Here is a 20,422-nt window from a genome sequence, read left to right as displayed (position 1 = left end):
TACCCGCATGCCGGCCGCCTGTCATTCTGAAAAACAGCGCTGCAGGGCCTGAAGTTCTTCGGCCGACCAAGGGACCGGTCGCTGCGTCTGTGCATCCGCGCAGACGACGACGCTAACACCCCGGGCATAGACGAGCCCAGACGCTCCCGCGTCCGCGATCCGGCCCTCGAGCTCGAGGCTGGTGCGGCCCACGCGCGTCAGTTTCAGACCCACGACGATAGAGGCAGGATACAACAGAGGCCTTAGAAAATCACACGAAGCGTGGGCCAACAACATGGCGCGCTGCGAGAAGCCGTCCGGATATACACGGTCAAACAGGCGGACGCGCGCTTCTTCGAAAAAACGGAAGTAGATCGTGTTATTGACGTGGCGCAGCGCGTCCATGTCGCCCCAGCGCAGTTCGAGCCGCGATTCGAAAGTCCCGGAAGGCAGTTGAATTTCAGCGGATTCCGAAGGCATCGCACAGGTCCTCATGATGATCGCCACGACAGCCGCGACAAGCGCCAGTATAACGATCTGCAATACAATGGCCGGCAACCAGCCAGTGGGTCGGCTGCCCGTCCGACCCACTCCGTGCCAATCCACTCCGGGAGCCACCCACCCATGACTGAACGCGAATCGATGGAATATGACGTGGTCGTCGTCGGCGGGGGGCCAGCCGGCCTGTCGGCGGCCATCCGGCTGAAGCAGCTCGCCACGGAACGGGGCCGGGACGTCAGCGTCTGTGTGCTGGAGAAGGCAGCGGAGATCGGCACCCATATCCTCTCGGGGTGTGTCATGGATCCTCGCGCACTGACCGAACTGATCCCGGACTGGAAGGAACGGGGCGCACCACTCGACACCCCGGTGACGGAGGACCGTTTCCTGTTCCTCACGCCGACCGCTTCCCGCAGCACCCCCGCATGGCTGCTGCCCGATTGTTTCCGCAATCACGGAAACCACATCGTCCGCCTTGGACACGTGACCCGCTGGCTCGGAGAACAGGCAGAAGCAATGGGCGTGGACGTGTTCCCCGGCTTCGCCGCCGCACACGTCCTGTACGATGAGACCGGAAAGTCAGTTCGCGGCGTCATCACCGGCGACATGGGCGTGGCGCGCGACGGCAGCCACACGGACGCCTATCAGCCCGGAATGGAACTGCTGGGCCGCTACACCATCTTTGCGGAAGGTTCACGCGGGCATCTGGGACGCGAGCTGATCGAGAAGTTCCGGCTGGACGCGGGCCGCGACCCGCAAAGCTACGCGATCGGTATCAAGGAACTCTGGGAAGTGGACCCCGCGCAAGCGCATCCGGGGCTGGTCACCCACACGGCGGGCTGGCCGCTGGACGCCGACACCTACGGCGGCTCGTTCCTGTACCACCTCAGCGGCAACCTGGTGGCCGTGGGCTTGGTCGTGGGGCTGGACTACGCCAACCCATGGCTGTCGCCCTTCGAGGAATTCCAGCGCTACAAGACCCACCCGGCCATCCGGACCACATTCGAGGGCGGCAAGCGCATCGCCTACGGCGCACGCTCGCTGACGGCGGGCGGCCTGCTTTCGCTGCCCAAGATGTGCTTCCCGGGCGGGGTCCTGGTGGGGTGCGAGGCGGGCGTGCTGAACGCGTCCCGCATCAAGGGCAGCCACTCGGCCATCAAGACCGGCGCCCTGGCGGCCGAAGCGGCCTTCGACGCGCTGGCGGCGGGCCGCCGCCACGACGAACTCACGGCCTACCCGGCCGCATTTGAACGTTCCTGGCTACATGCCGAACTGAACAAATCCCGCAATTTCAAGCAGTGGTTCAAAAAGGGACGCACGGTCGGCACACTGATGACCGGGGTGGAACAGTGGCTGTTGAAGGGCAACATTCCCTGGACCATCCACCACCACAAAGCCGACCACGCCTGTCTGCAGCCCGCGTCGGAATGCCCCCGCATCCCGTACCCCAAGCCCGACGGCAAGCTCACCTTCGACCGGCTCAGCTCGGTCTTCATCTCGAATACCCACCACGACGAGAACGAGCCGGCTCACCTCAAATTGAAGGACGACGCGGTCCCCGTGACCGTCAACCTGGCGAAATTCGCCGGACCCGAGGCGCGTTACTGTCCTGCCGGGGTCTACGAGTACGTGAAAACCGAATCGGGTGAGGATCGCCTGCAGATCAACGCGCAGAACTGCATCCACTGCAAGACCTGCGATATCAAGGACCCCACCCAGAATATCGTCTGGGTGACACCCCAGGGCGGCGAGGGACCGGTGTACAACGGCATGTGATGCAAAAGGCGGGCATCGCTGCACGCCGTTTGCACCCGCACGGGCTCAGCCTTTCGGCGCCACCCCGGACAACACCGCCGTCAGATCCAGCGAACGCATGGAATCGACCGCCATCTCCCAACGCCCCTCGGCACACAGGCCGCTCATGCCGGCCTGCTCATAGCCATCCAGCGCGGCCTGTACACACGCGTCGCGCACGGCCCGAGCCAACACTTGCCGTGCCTCTTCTTTGACAGACTGCGTCATCATTTCAGTCCCCCTGAACGCCTGGCGCCCGATCCGCAACCGGACCGGGCGCCATCCGGCTCAGATCAGCCCTGGACCTGCTTGCGAATGTCTTCCACCACCGAGGCGTTGGCCAGCGTGGTCACGTCACCCACATCGCGTCCATTGGAGATCGCCGCCAGCACCCGGCGCATGATCTTGCCCGACCGGGTCTTGGGCATGTCCGGGACCACATGCACGCGGCTCGGCTTGGCGATCTTGCCGATCATGTCCTCGCACGCCTGATTGACCGCCTTCACGATGGCATCGGATGAGGCCTTGGATCCCGCCGCCAGCGACACGTAGACCTCCGGGACCTTGCCCTTGATCTCGTCGTTGACCGCCACTACCGCGGCTTCGGCAACATCCGGCACCGTCAGGCAAGCCGACTCGATCTCCTTGGTCCCCAGCCGGTGCCCCGAGACGTTGATCACGTCGTCGATACGACCGAGGATGCGGAAGTACCCGTCTTTGGCCTCCATCGCGCCGTCTCCCGACATGTAGGGCCAGTCGCGCCAGTCCTTGCTGTCCGGGTTCTTGCAGTAGCGCTCGAAGTAGGTCTTCACGAACCGCTTGTCGTCGCCCCAAATGGTCTGAATGATGCCCGGCCACGGGTTGCGGATGCACATGTTGCCAGCCTTGTTCGAGCCGGCCGGCAGCTCGTTGCCGTCCTCGTCATAGATCACCGGGTAGACGCCGGGCAATGCAGGACCCGCACTGCCGGGCTTCATCTTGTCCAGTGCCGGCAGCGTGCTGCACAGGAAGCCGCCGTTTTCCGTCTGCCACCAGGTATCGCAGATTACCGCCTGACCCTTGCCGATCTGCTCGTAGTACCAGCGCCAGGCGCTGGGCTCGATAGGCTCGCCCACCGTCGTCATGTGCTTGAAGTGTTGCGGACCCTTGATGGGTTCTTCAGGACCCACCCGGCGCAGCGCCCGCACGGCCGTCGGCGAGGTGTGGAAGATGTTCACACCCAATTGATCGGCAATGCGCCACGGCCGGTTCATGTCTGGATAGGTGGGTACGCCTTCGTAGACCACGCTGGTGGCCGCCAGCGCCAACGGGCCGTAGACAATGTAGGAGTGGCCCGTGATCCACCCGATGTCAGCCATGCACCAGTAGGTGTCTTCGGGGTGGATGTCCTGGACCCATTTGGACGTGCCCGTCACATAGGCCAGGTAGCCGCCCGTACGGTGCTGGCAACCCTTGGGCTTGCCAGTGGTGCCGCTGGAATACATGAGGAACAGCGGCGCTTCGGCATCCATCTGCTCGGGCGCGACGCGCTGGCCGCGATACTGCTTGAGCAGATCGTTGACGAACACATCACGGCCTTCGACCATGGGCGTGGCCGCACTGTACTTGCCCGGATATCGCTGCCAGACCAGGACCTTGTCGACTTCCTGGCCCAGATCATGGGCTTCTTGCACGGCCACGTCGGCCTTTTCCTTGTGGTCGATCAGGTGCCCCGAACGCCAGTAGGCATCGCAGGTGATCAGGTAGCGACTGCCGGAATCCTGGATGCGCTGGCCGGCGGACTTGCCTGAAAAACCACCGAACACCTGTGAGTGGATGATCCCCAGGCGCGCGCAGGCCAGCATCGTGATCGGCAGGTCCAGCGTCATGGGCAGGTGCAGGGTCACCCGATCACCTGCCTTCAGGCCGCAATAGTCGCGCAACAGCGCTGCCATCTCGTTGACCCGCACATAGAGTTCCTGGTAGGTCATGGCCACCGGCGGCTCATCCTCGACTTCGCTGACGAAGATGAAGGCCGCCTTGTTGCGGTATTTGTCCAGGTGACGGTCCACGCAGTTGTAGCAGGCGTTGATCTTGCCGCCGGTGAACCACTTCCAGAAAGGCGGGTTGCTGGTGTCCAGCACCTGATCGTAAGGCTTGAACCAGGTGAGCATGTCGGCGTACTCGCGATAGCACTCGGGGAAGTTCTCCTCGCCAAAGCGCTTGCGGATGTCAGGGTCCTTCATGTTGGCCTGGTCGATGAAGGACTGCGACGGCTTGAAATAGCTTTCTTCCTGCCAAAGGACTGCGATCTGGGCCTCGTTCGCAGCCGCGTCGTCACGGTTCACGGTTTTGTCTGTCATGTCTCTTTCCCTTTCTCCAAAGTTGGCCAAATGCGGGGATCGGGCCCGTGGCCAGCCCCCCTCTTCTGCCTGAATACATCAATCATAGTGACTTCCGCAGCCCCCCGGCCATCCGTGAATCCGCCCGAGCGCCTCGTTCGCCTAATCCTGCCGGCACAAACTGACACGACACTTACGCCGATGTGTCGCGCGCCCGGACCCCGCGGTCGAAATCCAGGCGGGCAAGCTGCAGCAGGCCTGCAAGAAAGAAAATCCCCGTGGCCAGCAGAGCCACACGGTGATTGCCGCCGGTGACCCAGACCAGCAGCCCGTAGCACAAGGGACCAACCACGGCGGACAACTGGACCGCAAACGTCCAGAGTGCGAAGAATTCCGCAGGGCGGCGCTGCGGCGCCAGCACCCCCACCATGGCACGCGCCGCGCTCTGGCTGGTTCCCATGCACAGCCCGGCGAGCCCGGCCGCCGTCCAGAACAGCGCCAGCGAATGCCCCAGCGCCGCGAGCAGCACCATGACGATCCAGCCCGAAAGGGTAAGCGCCAGCGCTCGGCGATGGCCGATCCTGTCCTGCACGTAGCCAAAGCTGAACGCGCCCACAGCTGCGCCGATATTGACCAGGAAAACCAGCAGCATGGTCTGCTTCATGGTGAACCCCATGACCTCGGTCGCATACACCGACGCCAGGGTGATCACCACCGTGATCCCGGCCTGATAGCTGGCAATGCACATGAGCAGGCGGCGAAAGTCGGGAAAGTCGCTGCGCGTCTCGTACCAGGCCCGGCGCAACTGGGACAGCATGGAAGCCGCTGCCTGCACATCGCCGGCTCCTGGCTCGCGCAACCAGAGGAATGACGGGACCGCCGCCAGCGCAAACAGGCCGGCCGTCAACAACATGATCCAGGGAACATAATGCTGCGCCGTCAGGCCATGAGCCCCGGCTGAAGACGCCACCCACAACGACAGCCCCAGGGCAAGCATCCCGCCGCAATAGCCGAAGCTCCACCCCCAGCCCGACACCCTTCCCATAGCCTCCGGACGGGCCAGACTGGGCAGAAAGGACGCCACGGTGGACTCGCCGATGCAGTAGCAGACGTTGGACAACACCAGCCACAGCAGCCCCCAGACAATGTCGCCCGGCGCCACGCTGGCCAGCACGGCCGTACCCGCCACACAGCCGACGGTGCTGGCATAGAGCAGCCGCCGGTGGCCACCCCCGGCATCCGCACGCGCACCCAGTGTCGGCATGATGACCATGACCATCAGGTAGGACAGCGACAGCGCCGCAGTCAGCGCGAGCGTGCCCCAGGTTCGGCCCGCTGCGACCACCCCCACGAAATAGGCGTTGAACACGGTCGTGAGGACGACCGTGGTGTAGCCCGAATTCGCGAAGTCGTACATGGCCCAGGACCAGACCTCGCGGCGACCGACGCCGGGCAGCAGCGCCGCGACCGGACGCGTCACGACATTCGTCACAGCGCCTGACGGATCTGATCCAGAGCGGAGGGATCCTCGATCGTGGTGAGATCACCAGGATCCCGCCGCTCGCAGAGCGCCACGATGGCGCGCCGCAGCACCTTGCCCGAGCGCGTCTTGGGCAAGGCCGTGACGAACAGGATGCGGGCCGGCCGTGCCACCGCGCCGTTGCGCTGCTCGATGACCCGCTGGATCTCGGCAGCCAGGCGATCCTGCGCCCCATCCTCCGACAGCAGATCCTGGCTGCGCAACACCGCAAAGGCGACCGCCACCTGCCCCTTGATCTCGTCAGCCACACCCACTACGGCCGATTCGGCCACTGCGGGATGCGTATTGACGGACTCCTCGATCTCGCGCGTACCCAGACGGTGGCCCGCCACGTTGATCACGTCGTCCGTGCGGCCCAGGATGTACCAATAGCCATCGTCGTCCACCAACCCCCAGTCGGAGGTGGAATACGTCATGCGCCCCGGGAACGATCCGAAATAGGTCTTCACGAAACGCGCATCATCGCCCCAGATGGTGCTCAGCGCCCCCGGCGGCAGGGGCGGTTCGATCGCCACCACGCCCTTCTGGTTCGGCCCACAGTCGCGCCCGGTGGTCTCATCCACCACCCGCACATCGAACCCGTAGACCGGGAAGGTCGGGCTGCCGAACCGCGTGGGGACTTCTTGGACCCCAGGCTGCGCTGAAAGGATCGGCCAGCCGGTTTCGGTCTGCCAGTAATTGTCCACCACTGGCTTGTTCAGGACCTCCGAGAGCCATTTTCCCGTCAGTTCGTCCAGCGGCTCGCCCGCCAGATAGATGCGATCCAGGCTGGACAGGTCATGCCGGTGCAACAGGGCCGGATCATGCTTTTTCAGCACGCGGATGGCCGTGGGGGCGGAGAACAGCGCGTTGACGTGGTGATCCTCGACGATCTTCCAGAGGATGGCCGCATCGGGACGCACAGGCGTGCCCTCGTACATGACGGTGGCCTGGCCATTGAGAAGCGGCCCGTACACCACATAGGAGTGCCCGACCACCCACCCCACGTCGCTGCTGGAAAAGTACACATCGCCAGGCTTGCCGCCAAAAATGTATTCCATGGACGCGCACAGCGCGACCGCATAGCCACCCGTGTCCCGCTGCACCCCCTTGGGGTTGCCGGTGGTGCCCGACGTGTACAACACATAGCTGGGCTCGCTGGATTCCAGCCAGACGACCGGCACCTGAGCATCCAGGTGGCGGGCGCGCAGGGTGGCATAGTCCAGGTCCCGCCCCGCCGTCAGCGTCATGGGCACCAGGCCGCGATCCACCAGCACGACCCGTTCGGGCGCATGGCTGGACTGCTGGATCGCCTGGTCCAGCAACGGCTTGTAGGCAATGGGGCGCCCACCGCGTGAACCGGCGTCGGTGGACACAATGAGTCGGGGGCGCGCATCGTCGATGCGCTGTGCCAGATTGTGAGCGGCAAAGCCGCCAAACACCACGGAATGGATCGCTCCGATGCGCGCGCAGGCCAGCATGAAAAAGGCCGCTTGGGGAATCATCGGCAGATAGACCAGAACCCGGTCACCCTTGACTACGCCCTGCTCCTGCAGGATGGCAGCCGCCGCGTTGACCTCACGGGCCAGATCGGCGCGCGTGTAGACGATTTCCTGCTCGACCTCCGTCGACACCCAGATCAGGGCTGGCTGATCGGCCTGGGTGTCCAGCCAGCGATCGACCGCGTTGTAACACAGGTTGGTGCGCCCACCCACGAACCAGCGGGCAAAAGGTGGGCGCGAATAATCCAGCGTGCGCTCAAACGGTGTCTGCCAATGGATGCGCTGCGCCTCGCGTGCCCAGAAAGCTTCCTTGTCCTGAATCGATTGGCGATGAAATTCATGGATCTTCTGCATGCGCTTGTCTCCGGTATCGTCACGCGGATGGACTGCGGCCGCGGACATCTTTTGTCGTTGCAGGTCTGGGTGCGCCTCATGCTACACCCACTGCGGAAGCTAAGGATCTTCCCTGACGCCAGCCTGACGTGCCCCCCATTCTGTTACGTAACAGGCCGCCGATTGGCTTGCCAGCAACAGAACGATTGAATACACTTTGCCGGTTGCCCGCAGGGCGGGTATGCAACCATCAACCTGGTGTTTCTGTTTGTCCCTCCCGTGATCCCAAGCAATCTCGGGTCAGCAAGAGGCCATTGTGTCAGTCTCGGCATCATGAGACCGGTTCGGACAGGAGCGCTGATGAGAAAAACTTACAGCCCATGCCACCGCCACATTCTTCCGCCGTTCTGTCGGCACTGTTCTGCCCCTCCCGCTTCTTCAAGCTGGTTCTATGCACGGGCATGATGGTGCTGGCGGGTTGCGCGACGCAGCCCCGACAGACGGCAGACACCAGCGATCCATACGACCATCTTCTTCGTGACAGCTACCTTGCCCGAACCCAGTCCGACCCCCTGGGTGCCTGGCTGAAGAATGACGACAGCCTCACGATCGATTACCCCGAAGACGATTCCCAGACAAGCGCATCTTCACCAGTACCCAAGACCATGGTCTCCACGGCCATGCGATTCCTCGGCGTCAAATATCGGTTTGGTGGCGATACCCCCAAAGAAGGCTTCGACTGCAGCGGCCTGGTCGCTTACGCAGCCGAAAAGTCCCTGGGATTGAAGCTGCCACGCTCGGCACGGGATCAGGCTCAGACCGGGACCTCGGTGGGCCGGGGCGACCTGCGCCGGGGCGATCTGGTGTTCTTCAACACACTGGGCCGACGCTACTCGCATGTGGGCATCTACCTGGGTGACCACAAGTTCGTCCATGCACCGCGCAGCGGTGCGTCGATCCGGGTGGACGACATGGACATGGCCTACTGGCGATCACGGTATAACGGCGCGCGCCGGCTGGATGTGGCTGGGGGCGAAAAGGTCGCAAGCCGCGCCGTCGCCCAGGAACAGACCGAACCGTCCGGACGCACTCATACATCCCGACCGGCTCACGAATCGCGACGAACGCGCACATCCAAATCCAGCCACTCGGCAAAATCCGCGCATTCCGCCAAGCCCAACCGTTCCGCCAAATCCACGCACTCATCCAGGCCGGCCCACGCTGCCAAACCCACCCACTCTGCCAAGTCGGCGCACGAATCCAAACGTTCCACACACAAGGCCAAGCAACCGGTCCGCACCGCACACCGCTGAGCCGCCTCCGGGGAAACAGCCGACGGCCTCGTATCTGGCGCGCCATCCATCAACTGGACAGCGCACCAGATACGAGGCCGCTCTTCATGAGGCGCCGCGCAACGGACAGATCTCGCAATAACCACACTGATCCAGTGCCCGCTGCACGCTGCACACCGAACGGCGGCAAGCCAACACGCGTATGCCGGCACGCTGCGCGGCGGCCCTGAACGCCTTCATCACGTTGTGACCGAGAAAATCGGTCAGAAGAATCACCAGCTCTGTTCCCGACGGCAATGCCAGCACCCTCTTCTGGTGCCCCGGCTCGCGCCCGCTGATGTGGTGGCAGATGGCAATATTGCGTCCGCGCAGCAATTCGGGAATGTTGCCCAGTCGGTCTGCACCGACGACCAATGCACTGACAGGTCCTTGCGCCATGATGCGCCCTCCTGAAAATTCGACGATTGGTGGCCCGGTGTCCTACATCAGGCCTTCCAAGATTATGCCAGTTAATAATAATAGTTCTCATTTTAACTAGCAACTCGAGCGACGTAGCTCTGAGATGTATCAGACTCATGTCCGGCGCCAGGGCAAGTTGGGTACGTGCGCTTCAGGAAGGCGTCAGGCAGGCCCATGAACACCGCTGATTCGTTGAAGATCAACGCCTGATTCAGTGAATGGTCACCCTTCATTCAGTGATCTGTCATGTCACAAAGAGCACAATACGCGCCAAGAGACGCTCCGGAAGGGTCGCGTTGCCCTGTTGTGCCCATTTTTTGACGGGCGCCATACCCGGGACATCGTATTGGAGCGTCCCAAAATCACCCATAGGAGACACCTCCATGCATACCGCACTCCGGCACGGGCTACCGCTCGCTGCCCTGGCCCTGGCGCTCAGCCTGGGCGGCACCGCGCAGGCTGCCGACAACCAGATCGTACTGGGAGCATCCGTCCAGCTGACCGGCCCAATCGCCAACACGGGGCGTTACTACCGCGACGCCTACGAACTCGCGATCAATCAGATCAACCGCAAGGGCGGCGTGACGGTCGGCGGAAAGAAGTACACGCTGGCGCTCAAGATTTACGACAACCAGTCCGACGTGAATCTGAGCGTGCGCCAATATACGCAGCTCGTATCCCAGGACAAGGTGAACTTCCTGCTCGGACCGTTCGCCAGCAACTTCGCACTGGCCGATTCGGCCGTCTCCGAAAAATACCAGACCCCGATGGTCCAGGGCGGCGGCGCCTCGGATCAGATCTTCTCGCGCGGCTTCAAGTACGTCTTCGGAACCCTGGCACCGGCCAGCGACTACTTCGGCAGCACGATCAAGATGTTCAAGCAGCTCAAGCCCGAGCCCGCAAAAGTCGCCCTGCTCTATGCCGACGACTCGTTTGACGTGTCGGTCGCCAAGGGCACTCGCCCCATGCTGAAGGGCGCGAACCTGAATACCGTGCTCGACGAACGCTACAGTTCCAACACCAGCGACTTCAACACGCTGCTGTCGCAAATCAAGTCCAAGCAGGCGGACGCCGTGCTGGTGGCCGGCCACGAAACCGAGATCCTGAACTTCATCCGCCAGGCCAAAAGCCTGAATGTCTCGCCGAAGCTCTACTCGTTCACGGTTGGCGTGCCCAGCGAAGACTTCCGCAAGGCCCTGGGCAAGGACGCGGAATATGCCTTCGGCATGACCGCCTGGCTACCCAACGCGGCGCTGAAGGACGACTGGTTCGGTGACGCCGCCCAATTCGCCAAGGCGTGGGGCGCGCAGTATCGCTACGAGCCCGACTATCACGCCGCTTCAGGTGTGGCTGATGTGGAAGCCATCGTGAAGGCCATTGAAAAGGCTGGCACGCTGGAACCCAAGGCCGTGCGCAACGCGCTGGCAGCCAGCGACTTCAACAGCCTATATGGCCACATCAAGTTCGCCGACAACGGCCAGATCCATCTGGACCAGACGGTGATTCAGGTGCAGAACGACAAGCCGGCCGCCGTCTTTGACGGCAGCAAGTTCCTGCAGGAACCCAAGTACCCGATGCCGGACTGGTCGAAACGCTGATCGCTCGCAACGAGCCCTGGAGAACCCCCCTTGGACCTTCTGCTGCAAGTACTCGTCAACGGCATCCTGCAGGGCGGGCTGTACGCCATCGTGGCGCTCGGCCTGGCTCTGGTCTGGGGGGTGCTCAATATCGTCAACCTGGCCCACGGCGCCTTCATCATGCTGGGCGCCTACATCTCGTGGTACACCTTCCACTGGTGGGGCCTGGACCCTTTTCTCGGGCTGCCGCTCACGGCCGTCGTGATGTTCGTGCTGGGCTATGCCGTCCAGCGCGGCATCCTGAACCTGATCGTGCGCGCACCCATGTTCAATACGCTGCTGATCACCTTCGGCCTGGAGGTCGTGCTCACCTATATGGCGCAGCTCGTCTTCTCGGCCGACTTCCGCACCATCAATCCCAGCTATTCGGGGCATAACACCACAGTGCTCGGCGTCACCATCCCGCTGGTGCGGCTGGCCGCCTGCGTGATGGCCATCCTGCTGACACTGGTGATGTGGTATTTCCTGCTGCATACGCGCCTGGGTCGAGCCATCCGCGCTACGGCGCAGAACCTTTCGGCCGCCCGCCTCTACGGCGTGGAGCCGCGCCACCTGTACGCCGTCACATTCGGGCTGGGACTGGCTCTGGCCGGCGCTGCTGGCGGACTGTACGGCACGGTGTCTCAGATCAACCCCTACATCGGTGCGACCTTGACCGCCAAATCCTTTGCCATCGCCATCATCGGCGGCCTGGACACCCCGCTGGGTGTGATCGTGGGCGGCCTGATCCTGGGGCTGATCGAGTCTCTGACAGCCCTGTACATCGGCCCCACCTACGCTGACGTCGCCAGTTTCGGCGTGCTGATCCTGGTGCTCATCGTGCGGCCCACCGGCATCCTGGGGAGAACGGCATGAAGCGCCTGCGCCTTCCCCTGATCCTGGTCGTGCTGGTGGCGCTGGCCCTGCTGCCGCTCTACGGCACGGACACCATGATCCAGTTTGGCATCAGCACTCTGCTGCTCGCCGTCCTGGCTCAGGGCTGGAACATCATCGGCGGCTACACCGGATACCCATCCTTCGGCAACTCCGTGTTCTACGGCCTGGGTGCCTACGGCGTGGGCATCGCCATGGTGCAGTGGCAGCTTCCTTTTGCGGTCGGCATGACCTTCGGGGTGGTGCTGGCGGTGGCCTTCGCCTTCCTGCTGGGCATTCCCGTGCTGCGGCTGAAGGGCCACTATTTCGCCATTGCCACCCTTGCACTGGCGCAGATCATGGCGGCCATCGTGTCCAACGTACCGCTCGCGGGCGAGAACATCGGCCTGGTGCTGCCACCGCTGAACAACGACCCCTTCTTCTACGAGATGTCGCTGATCCTGCTGGTGCTCGCGACGCTGACCATCTGGTGGCTCACGCGCAGCCGCTTCGGCTTTGGACTGATCGCCATCCGCGAAAACGAAGAAGGCGCCGTGGTCATGGGTGTGGACACCACGCGCTACAAGGTCCTAGCCTTCGCGCTGGCGGGCATCTTCAGTGCGCTGGCGGGCGGCATCCACGCCTACTGGATCACATTCCTGGATCCCGAAAGCGCCTTTGACATCACGCTCAACGTCAAGATGATCATCATGGCGGTGTTCGGCGGCCCCGGCACCCTTCTGGGCCCGATCGTGGGTTCCTTCATCCTGTCGGCCATCTCCGAGCTGCTCTCCAGCGAGGTCACCAGCATCGCCGGGCTGTTCTTCGGCGTGGTCATCGTGGTGGCCGTGGTGCTGATGCCGCGCGGGCTGGCCGATGTCATGCGGCGGTTCCGCCGGACGGGCTGGCACTACTTCATCGAAAACATCCGGATGCACCGCATATGAGTCCCATTCTGGAAGCCCGCCAACTGACGCGCCGCTTTGCCGGTCTGCTCGCGGTGCACGATGTCAGTTTTTCACTGTCACAGGGCGAGATCCTGGGCTTCATCGGCCCCAACGGTGCCGGCAAGACCACGCTGATCAGCCTGCTCAGCGGCACGCTGTCGCCCACAGAAGGCGAAGTCTGGTTCGATGGGCGGCGCATCGACCGCATGGCCGCCTTCCGGCGCGCCCGCCTGGGCATCGGCCGCACGTTCCAGATCATGCAGCCGTTTCCGGGCCTGTCAGTACTGGACAACGTCGCCGTCGGGGCCCTGTTCGGGCGCGGCCAGGGGCAGTCGAAGCTTGCCCTGGCGCGCGAAAGCGCACGCGAATGCCTGCAGTTCGTAGGGCTGGGCAAGCACGTGGACCAGCGCGCTGAAGATCTGGGCGGGCCGGACCGCAAGCGTCTGGAACTCGCCAAGGCGCTGGCCATGCAACCGCGGGTTCTGCTATGCGACGAGGTCATGGCCGGGCTGAACCTGGTCGAGATCGACGAAGTCATCGACATCATCCGCAAGGTGCGTGACACCGGCATCAGCATCATCGTGATCGAACACGTCATCAAGGCGATCCGCAACCTGTCCGACCGCATCATGGTGCTGCACCACGGCGAGAAGATCGCCGACGGCGCCCCCGACAGCGTGCTGTCCGATACCCGCGTGGTCGAAGCCTATCTTGGAAAGAAGCGCTCATGAACGCCCCCGAAAACACTCGCGAACCCCTGCTGAAGATCCGTGACCTGTCGGCAGGCTACGGGCTGGTGAAGGTTCTGCACGACATCTCGCTGGACGTCCACGAGGCCGAATTCCTCGCCCTGGTGGGCAGCAACGGTGCCGGCAAGACCACGCTGCTGCGCACGCTCTCGGGTCTGCTGGCGCCCCTGTCGGGCGCCATCACGCTGGCGGGGGAGTCGCTGGTCGGCTGCACTCCAGACACCATCTTCCGCCGCGGCGTGGTGCAACTACCCGAGGGCCGGCAGCTCTTTCCGCGCATGTCGGTCCAGGACAACCTCCTGATGGGCGCCTACCGGCGCGACGACAGAGCCGAAGTCCGCGCGGACCTGGAAAAGGTCTACGAGCAGTTCCCCCGCATGGCGGAACGGCGCCGGCAGCTCGCCGGCAGCATGTCGGGCGGCGAACAGCAGATGTGCGCCATGGCGCGCGCCATGATGGCGCGGCCTCGGCTGCTGCTGGTCGACGAAATGAGCCTGGGCCTGGCGCCCATCATTGTGGACCAGCTGATGGAAAACCTGACGGCGATCCGCAACCAGGGTGTGACCATCCTGCTGGTGGAACAGGACATCCACCTGGCGCTTGCGGCGGCCGATCGAGCCTACGTCATGGAAACGGGGAATATCGTGCGCGAAGGAATCGCCCGCGACCTGATCGAAGACCCCGAACTCAAGCGCGCCTACCTGGGCGTTTGACGCGCCGGGCGGCGAGCCCGGCCGCTGGCGAACACGCCAGGAATCAAGCCACGTCCCGCATGGCGGGCGCGGGCTGTGCGATGGCCCGCGCAACCACGTCGCGCGACAGTTCAGGTGCCAACATTTCCAGCAGCGTATAAACGTAGTCCCGCAGGAACACGCCGCGCTTGATGGCGACGCTGGTCACGTGCTTGCCAAACAGGTGGCCGGCGGGCAGCCCGACCAGGGTCTTGTCACGGCGGGGATCGAAAGCCACCCCTGCGATGATGCCGATACCCAGGCCGATGTCGGCGTAGGTCTTGACCACATCGGCATCGATGGCCTCCAGCACGATATCGGGCGTGATGCCCGCCCGTTCGAAAGCAGCGTCGATGGCGCGCCGCCCCGAAAACGCACGATCGTACGTCACGATGGGATACTGCGCCAGATGCTCCAGCGACAGGCTGCGCGCGGCGCTGGACGTCAGGCTGGTGAGCGGATGCTCGGGTGGCACCACCAGCGTGTGTTCCCACGTGTAGACTGGAAGCGCCACCAGGCCGGAGGTCTCCGCCAGCGTCTCGGTGGCGATCGCCAGGTCAGCCTGCTCGTGCAGCACCAGTCGGGCCAGGTGTTCGGGATTTCCCTCGGCCAGGGATACGTGGACCTTGGGGAACCGCGCGCGGAAGGCGGGAATCACGCGCGGGAGCAGATAGCGGGCCTGGGTGTGGGTGCAGGCGATCACCAGCGCCCCCTCGTCGCGCTGCGCGAATTCGTCGCTGACCTTCTTCAGGTTGTCGACCTCGCGCATGATCCGGTCTATCACCCCCGATACGGCCTGTCCGGGCTTGGTCAATCCCTTCAGGCGCTTGCCGTGGCGCTCGAAGATCTTGACACCCAGTTCATCCTCGAATTCGATAATGGCTTTGGAGACACCCGGCTGCGAGGTATAGAGCGATCGGGCGGCTTCCGTCAGGTTGAAACTGTGCCGTATCGTCTCGCGTACAAATCGAAATTGCTGAAGATTCATGGGTCCACACCCTATAGGAATGGCCATTATATGGAATATAGACGGTCCTTGTTATAACTTATAGTGATTTGTTTAAACACGGAATGGCCGGCTCCCGGCACGGTGCCGGCCAGCGCCTCTAACGCATGGCGATCGTGGTATTGACCTCAGTGTGATGTGCGGTCCAGCGGGCTGTCACGGTCTTGGTCTGGGTCCAGAAATACACGGCCTGCTTGCCATTGGGCCCCAGGTCGCCGAGTTTGGACGCGCGCGAACCGGTGAAGCTGAACCACGCAACGGGGACCGGGATGGGGATGTTGATCCCGATCTGACCCACGCCGACGTTGTTCTGGAAGTAGCGCGCCGCGCCGCCATCCTGCGTGAAGATCGAGGTACCGTTGCCATTGGGGTTGCCGTTGATGAAATCCACGGCCTCTTCCAGCGTATCGACCAGCACCACCGACAGAACCGGCCCGAAGATTTCTTCGTTGTAGATGGTCATGTCGCCCTTGACCTTGCTGAAGATCGTGGGGCCGACGAAGTTGCCCTTCTCGTAGCCGGCGACCTTGATGTTGCGGCCGTCGAGCACGAGTTCCGCGCCTTCGTCCACGCCTTTCTGGATCAGGCCCAGGACCCGCTCTTTGGCACGCGGCGAAACCAGCGGCCCGAGGTCGGCCTTGCGGTCCATCCCCACGTTGACCCTCAGCTTGCGGGCGCGCTCGACGAAATCCGGCAGCCACTTCTGGGCTTCGCCCACCAGCACCAGCACCGAGATGGCCATGCAACGCTCTCCGGCAGCGCCGAAGGCCGCCCCCAGCATAGAGTTCAGGGCTGCCTCGCGGTCGGCGTCGGGCATGATGACGCTGTGGTTCTTCGCGCCCATCATGGCCTGACAGCGCTTGCCGGCCGCCGAGGCGCGTTCGTAGATGTGCGTGCCCACTCGCGTGGAGCCGATGAAGGAAATGGCCTTGATGTCAGGGTGGTCGCAAAGCGCGTTGGCGGTTTCAGGTCCACCATGCACGACGTTGAGCACGCCCGGAGGCAAGCCGGCTTCGAGGGCCAGTTGCGCGACCATCAGGGAAGCGGTGGGGTCCTGCTCGGAGGGCTTGAGCACAAAGGTATTGCCGACCGTGACGGCCACCGGGAACATCCAGCAGGGCAGCATCACGGGGAAATTGAACGCCGTAATGCCGGCGCAGACGCCCAGCGGCTGGATGATGGAGTACACATCGATGCCCGTCGCAGCGTTCTCGGCGAACTCCCCGAGCTGCAGCGTGTTCACGGAGATCGCGTGCTCCACGGCCTCGATGCCTCGGCCGACTTCGCCCTCGGCATCAGGCAACGTCTTGCCATGTTCATGAGATAGCGCCTCGGCGATCCGGGTCGTGTTCTCGCGCAGCAGACGCGCCAGGTTGATCATGACCTGCTGGCGCTTGGCCTGGCTGACGTTGCGCCAGGTCTTGAAGGCTTCGGCGGCATCGGATACGGCGTGGTTGAGTTCCTCGGGCGTCGCGAACGGCACCCGGGCGATGACCTCCTGGGTCGCCGGATTGATGATGTCACGCCATTCCTTGGTTGTGGACTGGACCAGTTTCCCGCCGATCAATAGCGGAATGCGCGGAATTTCATTCATTTGAGTCTCCTGTTCATTGGGTGAATGCACTTATTCATAAAGGGCTGGCCCTCGGGTGGGCCGGCCTGCGGCTGCGCCTGGGACGTGCTACCCGCGTGCGCCGCCACATCATGACCAGCCCCAGGGCGAGGAACACGGCATGGACCAGCCACACGCCGACGCCAAAGGACAACGCACCATTGAGGATCCAGCCGCGCGACAGGTTGATGAGATTCATGTAGAGCAACGCGACCAGACCCGCAATCAGCAGGTCACCCGATCGCCCCAGACGCGGATTGACAGCTCCTAGCGGCAACGCAATCAGGGCCAGATTGAGTACCGCCAGCGGCAGCGCCAAGCGCCACATCAACTGCGACAGGGATTCAGGATCGTGGCCATGCAGCAGCTCCAGCGTAGGCCGTGCCTTGATTTCCTGCAGTGCCGCCAGGCGGGCAGTCTCCAGAGAGCCTGGGTCGGTGCGGCTCTCGATGCGCACCCCATAGCGATCGAAATCCAGCAGGCGGACCTCTGGGGTGCCAGGCTTCAGGTCGTAGCGATGGCCCGGTCCCAGCACCAGGAACCGGTCGCCATTGGGTTCCATGCGGATCGCGGCGCTGTCGGCCGTGACTACGCTGAGCCAGTCCGGTTCGATGATGCGCGCCACCACCTTGCCCAGCTCGTCGCCCGAATGCTTGGGCGATTCAGCAAAAAAGACCCGGTTACCGTCGTCGGTCTCGATGAACTGACCGGCGGTGATGCGCGACAAGTCCGAGCGGTGCTCGAAGCGCTGGCGGTATTCGGCGATCTGGCCGTAGGACCATGGCGAGGCGAACAGCGTCAGCACAGCGACGACGGCCGCCACCGGAAGGGCAAACTGCAGGACAGGCCGCAACCATTGCGCCAGCGACAGGCCGCTGGCGAACCAGACCGACATCTCGGATTCCCGGTAACTGCGGGTCACCGTCGTGAGTACCGCCACGAACAGCGATACCGACAGAATCACCGGCAGGGCCGTGATGCTGGAAAACGCAGCCAGCCCCAGCACCACGTTGGCACCGATGTCTCCCGAAGCAGCCTCACCGAGCAGGCGCACAATCAGTACGCTCAGCCACACCACCAGCAGGGTCGAAAACACGATGCCCGCGTGGCTGGTGATCTCGGAGAAGACGGCGCGCTTGAACAGTGACATGGAAAATGCGGAATAATGGACCGACTACCCGAAGACGAAAGGAAAACTCATGGAATTTAGCACAACGACTGCCGGCTCTCTGCCACTGATCAAGACCCCCGCCTTGGCAGTGGGGGTCTTCCAGGATGGCATCCTGAGCCCGGCGGCCGATGCGCTGGATCGGGCTTGCGGCGGGAAGCTGCGCGCCATCGCGCGCGCGGAATTCGACGCCTCCCCCGGCAGCAGCCTGACCCTGCACGCGCTGGAGGGGATCACGGCAGACAGGGTCATTCTACTCGGGCTGGGGCGGCAGCCAGACTACCGCGCCGAAGCGCTGGCGCGTGCCCACCAGGCGCTCGCCAGCACCTGCCTGAAGGCAGGGGTATCCGGCGCGGTCACGACGCTGTGCGCGCTGGAATGTCCAGACGCCGACCTGACCCAGCGCGCGCGGCTGGTGGCGCGCGTGGTCACGGCGGCCACCTACCGCTACGACACCACATTCAGCACTCGGCCTCCGGCGGCAAAATGGCGCAATCTGGCCCTGCACCTCACCCGAACCCAGGCGGCCCAGGCGCGCGCCGGGCTGGTCCAGGGTGCCGCAATCGGCGCGGGCGTCAACCTGGCGCGACAGCTGGGAGACTTGCCGGCCAATGTCTGTACACCACGCTACCTGGGTCGCACGGCGAAGGATCTCGCCCGGGAATTCAAGACACTGAAGGCCGAGGTCCTGGACCAGAAGAAGATCGAGGCCCTGAAGATGGGCTCGTTCCTGTCGGTGGCCAGGGGTTCAGCCGAGCCTCCGGTCTTCATCACCCTGCGGCACACCCCCAGCGCCGCATCGGCACGCAAGGCGCCACCTATCGTGCTAGTGGGCAAGGGCATCACCTTCGACGCAGGGGGCATTTCGATCAAGCCCGCCGCCGCCATGGACGAAATGAAATACGACATGTGCGGCGCGGCCAGCGTGCTGGGCGCACTACGCGCGGCGGCCGAACTGGACCTGTCGCGCGAGATCATCGGCATCATCCCCAGCTGCGAGAACCTGCCCAGTGGCACCGCCAACAAGCCGGGCGACATCGTCACCAGCCTGTCGGGACAAACCATCGAAATCCTGAACACGGACGCCGAGGGCCGTCTGATCCTGTGTGACGCACTGACGTACGCGGAACGCTTCAAGCCCGAGGCCGTGATCGACATGGCAACGCTCACCGGCGCCTGCGTGGTAGCGCTAGGCCACGTCAACAGCGGCCTGTTCACACGCGACGAAGACCTGGCGGCCCGGCTGCTCGCCGCCGGGCGGGAAGCCCTGGACCCCGCTTGGCGCCTGCCGCTGGAAGACGCCTACCAGGACATGCTGAAGTCCAACTTCGCCGATACCGCTAACATCGGCGGCCGGCCAGCCGGCGCCACGACGGCGGCCTGCTTCCTGTCGCGATTCACCGGCAAATATCGCTGGGCGCACCTGGACATCGCCGGCACCGCCTGGCTCCAGGGCAAGGAAAAGGGCGCCACGGGCCGCCCGGTGCCACTGCTCATGCAGTATCTGCTGGCACAATGCCCCGCATGAGCCGCATCGATTTCGCGCACGGCGCCACGCACCGGCTGCGCATGGCGTGCAGCACGGCGGCCCGCCATGTACAGGCGGGGCATCGGCTGATCGTCTTTTGTACGGACGCACGGCGCCTGCGCCGGTTCGATGCCCTGCTCTGGGAATTCGAGCCGGCGAGCTTCATCCCCCACACCCTGGCCTCTGATCCACTCGCGAGCCTGGCCGATGTTCTGCTGGCCCAGAACCCCGAAACGCTGGCGGGCCTCGCACCGGCCGATTGGCTGTTGAACCTGGATCTGGATTGCCCGCCGGGGGTGGAGCGATTCCAGCGGGTACTGGAAATCGTCTCGCACCACGAAGCCGACATCCAGGCCGCCCGACTCCGCTGGACCCACTATCAACAGGCCGGCCACGAACTGCACAGCCACAAGCTCTGAGGGCTGTCCGGGCTGCTCGCACGGAACCCATCCCGCATGGCGGAGTCCAAGCGCATGAATGCAACAGTCATGGACG

At 63.8% G+C, this 20,422-nt stretch carries 18 protein-coding genes; 9 read left to right on the top strand and 9 right to left on the bottom strand.

Annotated features, from left to right (window positions below):
• Window positions 1-21: 21 nt before the first annotated feature.
• Complete coding sequence (locus tag EPN31_RS04180; protein ID WP_291769951.1) at window positions 22-459, bottom strand: thioesterase family protein; 438 nt, start codon at window positions 457-459, stop codon at window positions 22-24.
• Window positions 460-603: 144 nt separating this feature from the next.
• Between EPN31_RS04180 and EPN31_RS04175 the strand changes: the two genes are divergently transcribed.
• Window positions 604-2,253, top strand: a complete 1,650-nt coding sequence (locus EPN31_RS04175; protein ID WP_291769949.1) for an electron transfer flavoprotein-ubiquinone oxidoreductase — start codon at window positions 604-606, stop codon at window positions 2,251-2,253.
• A 45-nt stretch (window positions 2,254-2,298) separates the two neighbouring features.
• Here the strand turns inward: EPN31_RS04175 and EPN31_RS04170 are convergent, their stop codons facing one another.
• The 4 genes from EPN31_RS04170 to EPN31_RS04155 form a co-directional block, all read right to left on the bottom strand.
• The gene (locus EPN31_RS04170; RefSeq protein WP_291769946.1) at window positions 2,299-2,502 is read right to left on the bottom strand and encodes a hypothetical protein; all 204 of its coding nucleotides are present in this window, start codon (window positions 2,500-2,502) and stop codon (window positions 2,299-2,301) included.
• 62 nt (window positions 2,503-2,564) lie between these two features.
• Complete coding sequence (gene acs / locus EPN31_RS04165) at window positions 2,565-4,613, bottom strand: acetate--CoA ligase (RefSeq protein WP_291769943.1); 2,049 nt, start codon at window positions 4,611-4,613, stop codon at window positions 2,565-2,567.
• Window positions 4,614-4,785: 172 nt separating this feature from the next.
• Window positions 4,786-6,072 (bottom strand): MFS transporter, encoded by a 1,287-nt coding sequence (locus EPN31_RS04160; protein WP_367188288.1) that lies wholly within the window; start codon window positions 6,070-6,072, stop codon window positions 4,786-4,788.
• An 8-nt stretch (window positions 6,073-6,080) separates the two neighbouring features.
• Window positions 6,081-7,967, bottom strand: a complete 1,887-nt coding sequence (locus EPN31_RS04155) for a propionate--CoA ligase (protein WP_291769940.1) — start codon at window positions 7,965-7,967, stop codon at window positions 6,081-6,083.
• 359 nt (window positions 7,968-8,326) lie between these two features.
• Here EPN31_RS04155 and EPN31_RS04150 point away from each other — a divergent pair, with 359 nt between their 5' ends.
• Complete coding sequence (locus EPN31_RS04150; protein WP_291769937.1) at window positions 8,327-9,259, top strand: C40 family peptidase; 933 nt, start codon at window positions 8,327-8,329, stop codon at window positions 9,257-9,259.
• A gap of 84 nt (window positions 9,260-9,343) precedes the next feature.
• Here the strand turns inward: EPN31_RS04150 and EPN31_RS04145 are convergent, their stop codons facing one another.
• Complete coding sequence (locus tag EPN31_RS04145) at window positions 9,344-9,676, bottom strand: DUF2325 domain-containing protein (protein ID WP_291769934.1); 333 nt, start codon at window positions 9,674-9,676, stop codon at window positions 9,344-9,346.
• A gap of 404 nt (window positions 9,677-10,080) precedes the next feature.
• Here EPN31_RS04145 and EPN31_RS04140 point away from each other — a divergent pair, with 404 nt between their 5' ends.
• From EPN31_RS04140 to EPN31_RS04120, 5 genes are read left to right on the top strand one after another with little or no spacing between them, the layout of a single operon-like run.
• A complete protein-coding gene (locus EPN31_RS04140) occupies window positions 10,081-11,295 on the top strand; it encodes an amino acid ABC transporter substrate-binding protein (protein ID WP_291769931.1) in 1,215 nt (404 codons plus the stop codon).
• A gap of 30 nt (window positions 11,296-11,325) precedes the next feature.
• Window positions 11,326-12,189, top strand: coding sequence for a branched-chain amino acid ABC transporter permease (locus tag EPN31_RS04135; protein WP_291769929.1), 864 nt, complete (start codon window positions 11,326-11,328; stop codon window positions 12,187-12,189).
• Window positions 12,186-13,133, top strand: coding sequence for a branched-chain amino acid ABC transporter permease (locus EPN31_RS04130; protein ID WP_291769925.1), 948 nt, complete (start codon window positions 12,186-12,188; stop codon window positions 13,131-13,133). Before EPN31_RS04135 ends, EPN31_RS04130 begins: the two co-directional genes overlap by 4 nt.
• Window positions 13,130-13,864 (top strand): ABC transporter ATP-binding protein, encoded by a 735-nt coding sequence (locus tag EPN31_RS04125; RefSeq protein ID WP_291769922.1) that lies wholly within the window; start codon window positions 13,130-13,132, stop codon window positions 13,862-13,864. The genes EPN31_RS04130 and EPN31_RS04125 overlap by 4 nt, the downstream gene beginning before the upstream one ends.
• On the top strand, window positions 13,861-14,595 hold the full coding sequence (locus tag EPN31_RS04120) for an ABC transporter ATP-binding protein (protein WP_291769919.1): 735 nt from the start codon (window positions 13,861-13,863) through the stop codon (window positions 14,593-14,595). Before EPN31_RS04125 ends, EPN31_RS04120 begins: the two co-directional genes overlap by 4 nt.
• 43 nt (window positions 14,596-14,638) lie before the next feature.
• Here the strand turns inward: EPN31_RS04120 and EPN31_RS04115 are convergent, their stop codons facing one another.
• The 3 genes from EPN31_RS04115 to lptF all read right to left on the bottom strand — a co-directional run bounded on the left by EPN31_RS04115 (window position 14,639) and on the right by lptF (window position 18,381).
• Window positions 14,639-15,601, bottom strand: coding sequence for a CysB family HTH-type transcriptional regulator (locus tag EPN31_RS04115; protein ID WP_291769916.1), 963 nt, complete (start codon window positions 15,599-15,601; stop codon window positions 14,639-14,641).
• 118 nt (window positions 15,602-15,719) lie between these two features.
• The gene (locus tag EPN31_RS04110; protein ID WP_291769913.1) at window positions 15,720-17,213 is read right to left on the bottom strand and encodes a CoA-acylating methylmalonate-semialdehyde dehydrogenase; all 1,494 of its coding nucleotides are present in this window, start codon (window positions 17,211-17,213) and stop codon (window positions 15,720-15,722) included.
• A gap of 34 nt (window positions 17,214-17,247) precedes the next feature.
• The gene (gene lptF / locus EPN31_RS04105) at window positions 17,248-18,381 is read right to left on the bottom strand and encodes an LPS export ABC transporter permease LptF (protein ID WP_291769909.1); all 1,134 of its coding nucleotides are present in this window, start codon (window positions 18,379-18,381) and stop codon (window positions 17,248-17,250) included.
• Between the two features lie 49 nt (window positions 18,382-18,430).
• Here lptF and EPN31_RS04100 point away from each other — a divergent pair, with 49 nt between their 5' ends.
• Together EPN31_RS04100 and EPN31_RS04095 are read left to right on the top strand one after the other, a co-directional pair.
• Window positions 18,431-19,927, top strand: a complete 1,497-nt coding sequence (locus EPN31_RS04100) for a leucyl aminopeptidase (RefSeq protein WP_291769906.1) — start codon at window positions 18,431-18,433, stop codon at window positions 19,925-19,927.
• Window positions 19,924-20,346, top strand: a complete 423-nt coding sequence (locus EPN31_RS04095) for a DNA polymerase III subunit chi (RefSeq protein WP_291769904.1) — start codon at window positions 19,924-19,926, stop codon at window positions 20,344-20,346. The genes EPN31_RS04100 and EPN31_RS04095 overlap by 4 nt, the downstream gene beginning before the upstream one ends.
• Window positions 20,347-20,422: the final 76 nt, after the last annotated feature.

The organism is Castellaniella sp., from assembly GCF_004321985.1.
Classification (GTDB): domain Bacteria; phylum Pseudomonadota; class Gammaproteobacteria; order Burkholderiales; family Burkholderiaceae_B; genus Castellaniella.
The sequence above is the reverse complement of the archived record's forward strand: the minus strand, read 5'-3'. Positions and strand labels throughout refer to the sequence as shown.

What these genes read in the sequence shown, in the direction of transcription:
- EPN31_RS04155 (WP_291769940.1), bottom strand. Translation starts at nt 7,967, where the DNA reads ATGCAGAAGATCCATGAATTTCATCGCCAATCGATTCAGGACAAGGAA.
- EPN31_RS04115 (WP_291769916.1), bottom strand. Translation starts at nt 15,601, where the DNA reads ATGAATCTTCAGCAATTTCGATTTGTACGCGAGACGATACGGCACAGT.
- acs (WP_291769943.1), bottom strand. Translation starts at nt 4,613, where the DNA reads ATGACAGACAAAACCGTGAACCGTGACGACGCGGCTGCGAACGAGGCC.
- EPN31_RS04095 (WP_291769904.1), top strand. Translation starts at nt 19,924, where the DNA reads ATGAGCCGCATCGATTTCGCGCACGGCGCCACGCACCGGCTGCGCATG.
- EPN31_RS04110 (WP_291769913.1), bottom strand. Translation starts at nt 17,213, where the DNA reads ATGAATGAAATTCCGCGCATTCCGCTATTGATCGGCGGGAAACTGGTC.
- EPN31_RS04130 (WP_291769925.1), top strand. Translation starts at nt 12,186, where the DNA reads ATGAAGCGCCTGCGCCTTCCCCTGATCCTGGTCGTGCTGGTGGCGCTG.
- lptF (WP_291769909.1), bottom strand. Translation starts at nt 18,381, where the DNA reads ATGTCACTGTTCAAGCGCGCCGTCTTCTCCGAGATCACCAGCCACGCG.
- EPN31_RS04100 (WP_291769906.1), top strand. Translation starts at nt 18,431, where the DNA reads ATGGAATTTAGCACAACGACTGCCGGCTCTCTGCCACTGATCAAGACC.
- EPN31_RS04180 (WP_291769951.1), bottom strand. Translation starts at nt 459, where the DNA reads ATGCCTTCGGAATCCGCTGAAATTCAACTGCCTTCCGGGACTTTCGAA.
- EPN31_RS04120 (WP_291769919.1), top strand. Translation starts at nt 13,861, where the DNA reads ATGAACGCCCCCGAAAACACTCGCGAACCCCTGCTGAAGATCCGTGAC.
- EPN31_RS04170 (WP_291769946.1), bottom strand. Translation starts at nt 2,502, where the DNA reads ATGATGACGCAGTCTGTCAAAGAAGAGGCACGGCAAGTGTTGGCTCGG.
- EPN31_RS04150 (WP_291769937.1), top strand. Translation starts at nt 8,327, where the DNA reads ATGCCACCGCCACATTCTTCCGCCGTTCTGTCGGCACTGTTCTGCCCC.
- EPN31_RS04125 (WP_291769922.1), top strand. Translation starts at nt 13,130, where the DNA reads ATGAGTCCCATTCTGGAAGCCCGCCAACTGACGCGCCGCTTTGCCGGT.
- EPN31_RS04145 (WP_291769934.1), bottom strand. Translation starts at nt 9,676, where the DNA reads ATGGCGCAAGGACCTGTCAGTGCATTGGTCGTCGGTGCAGACCGACTG.
- EPN31_RS04140 (WP_291769931.1), top strand. Translation starts at nt 10,081, where the DNA reads ATGCATACCGCACTCCGGCACGGGCTACCGCTCGCTGCCCTGGCCCTG.
- EPN31_RS04175 (WP_291769949.1), top strand. Translation starts at nt 604, where the DNA reads ATGACTGAACGCGAATCGATGGAATATGACGTGGTCGTCGTCGGCGGG.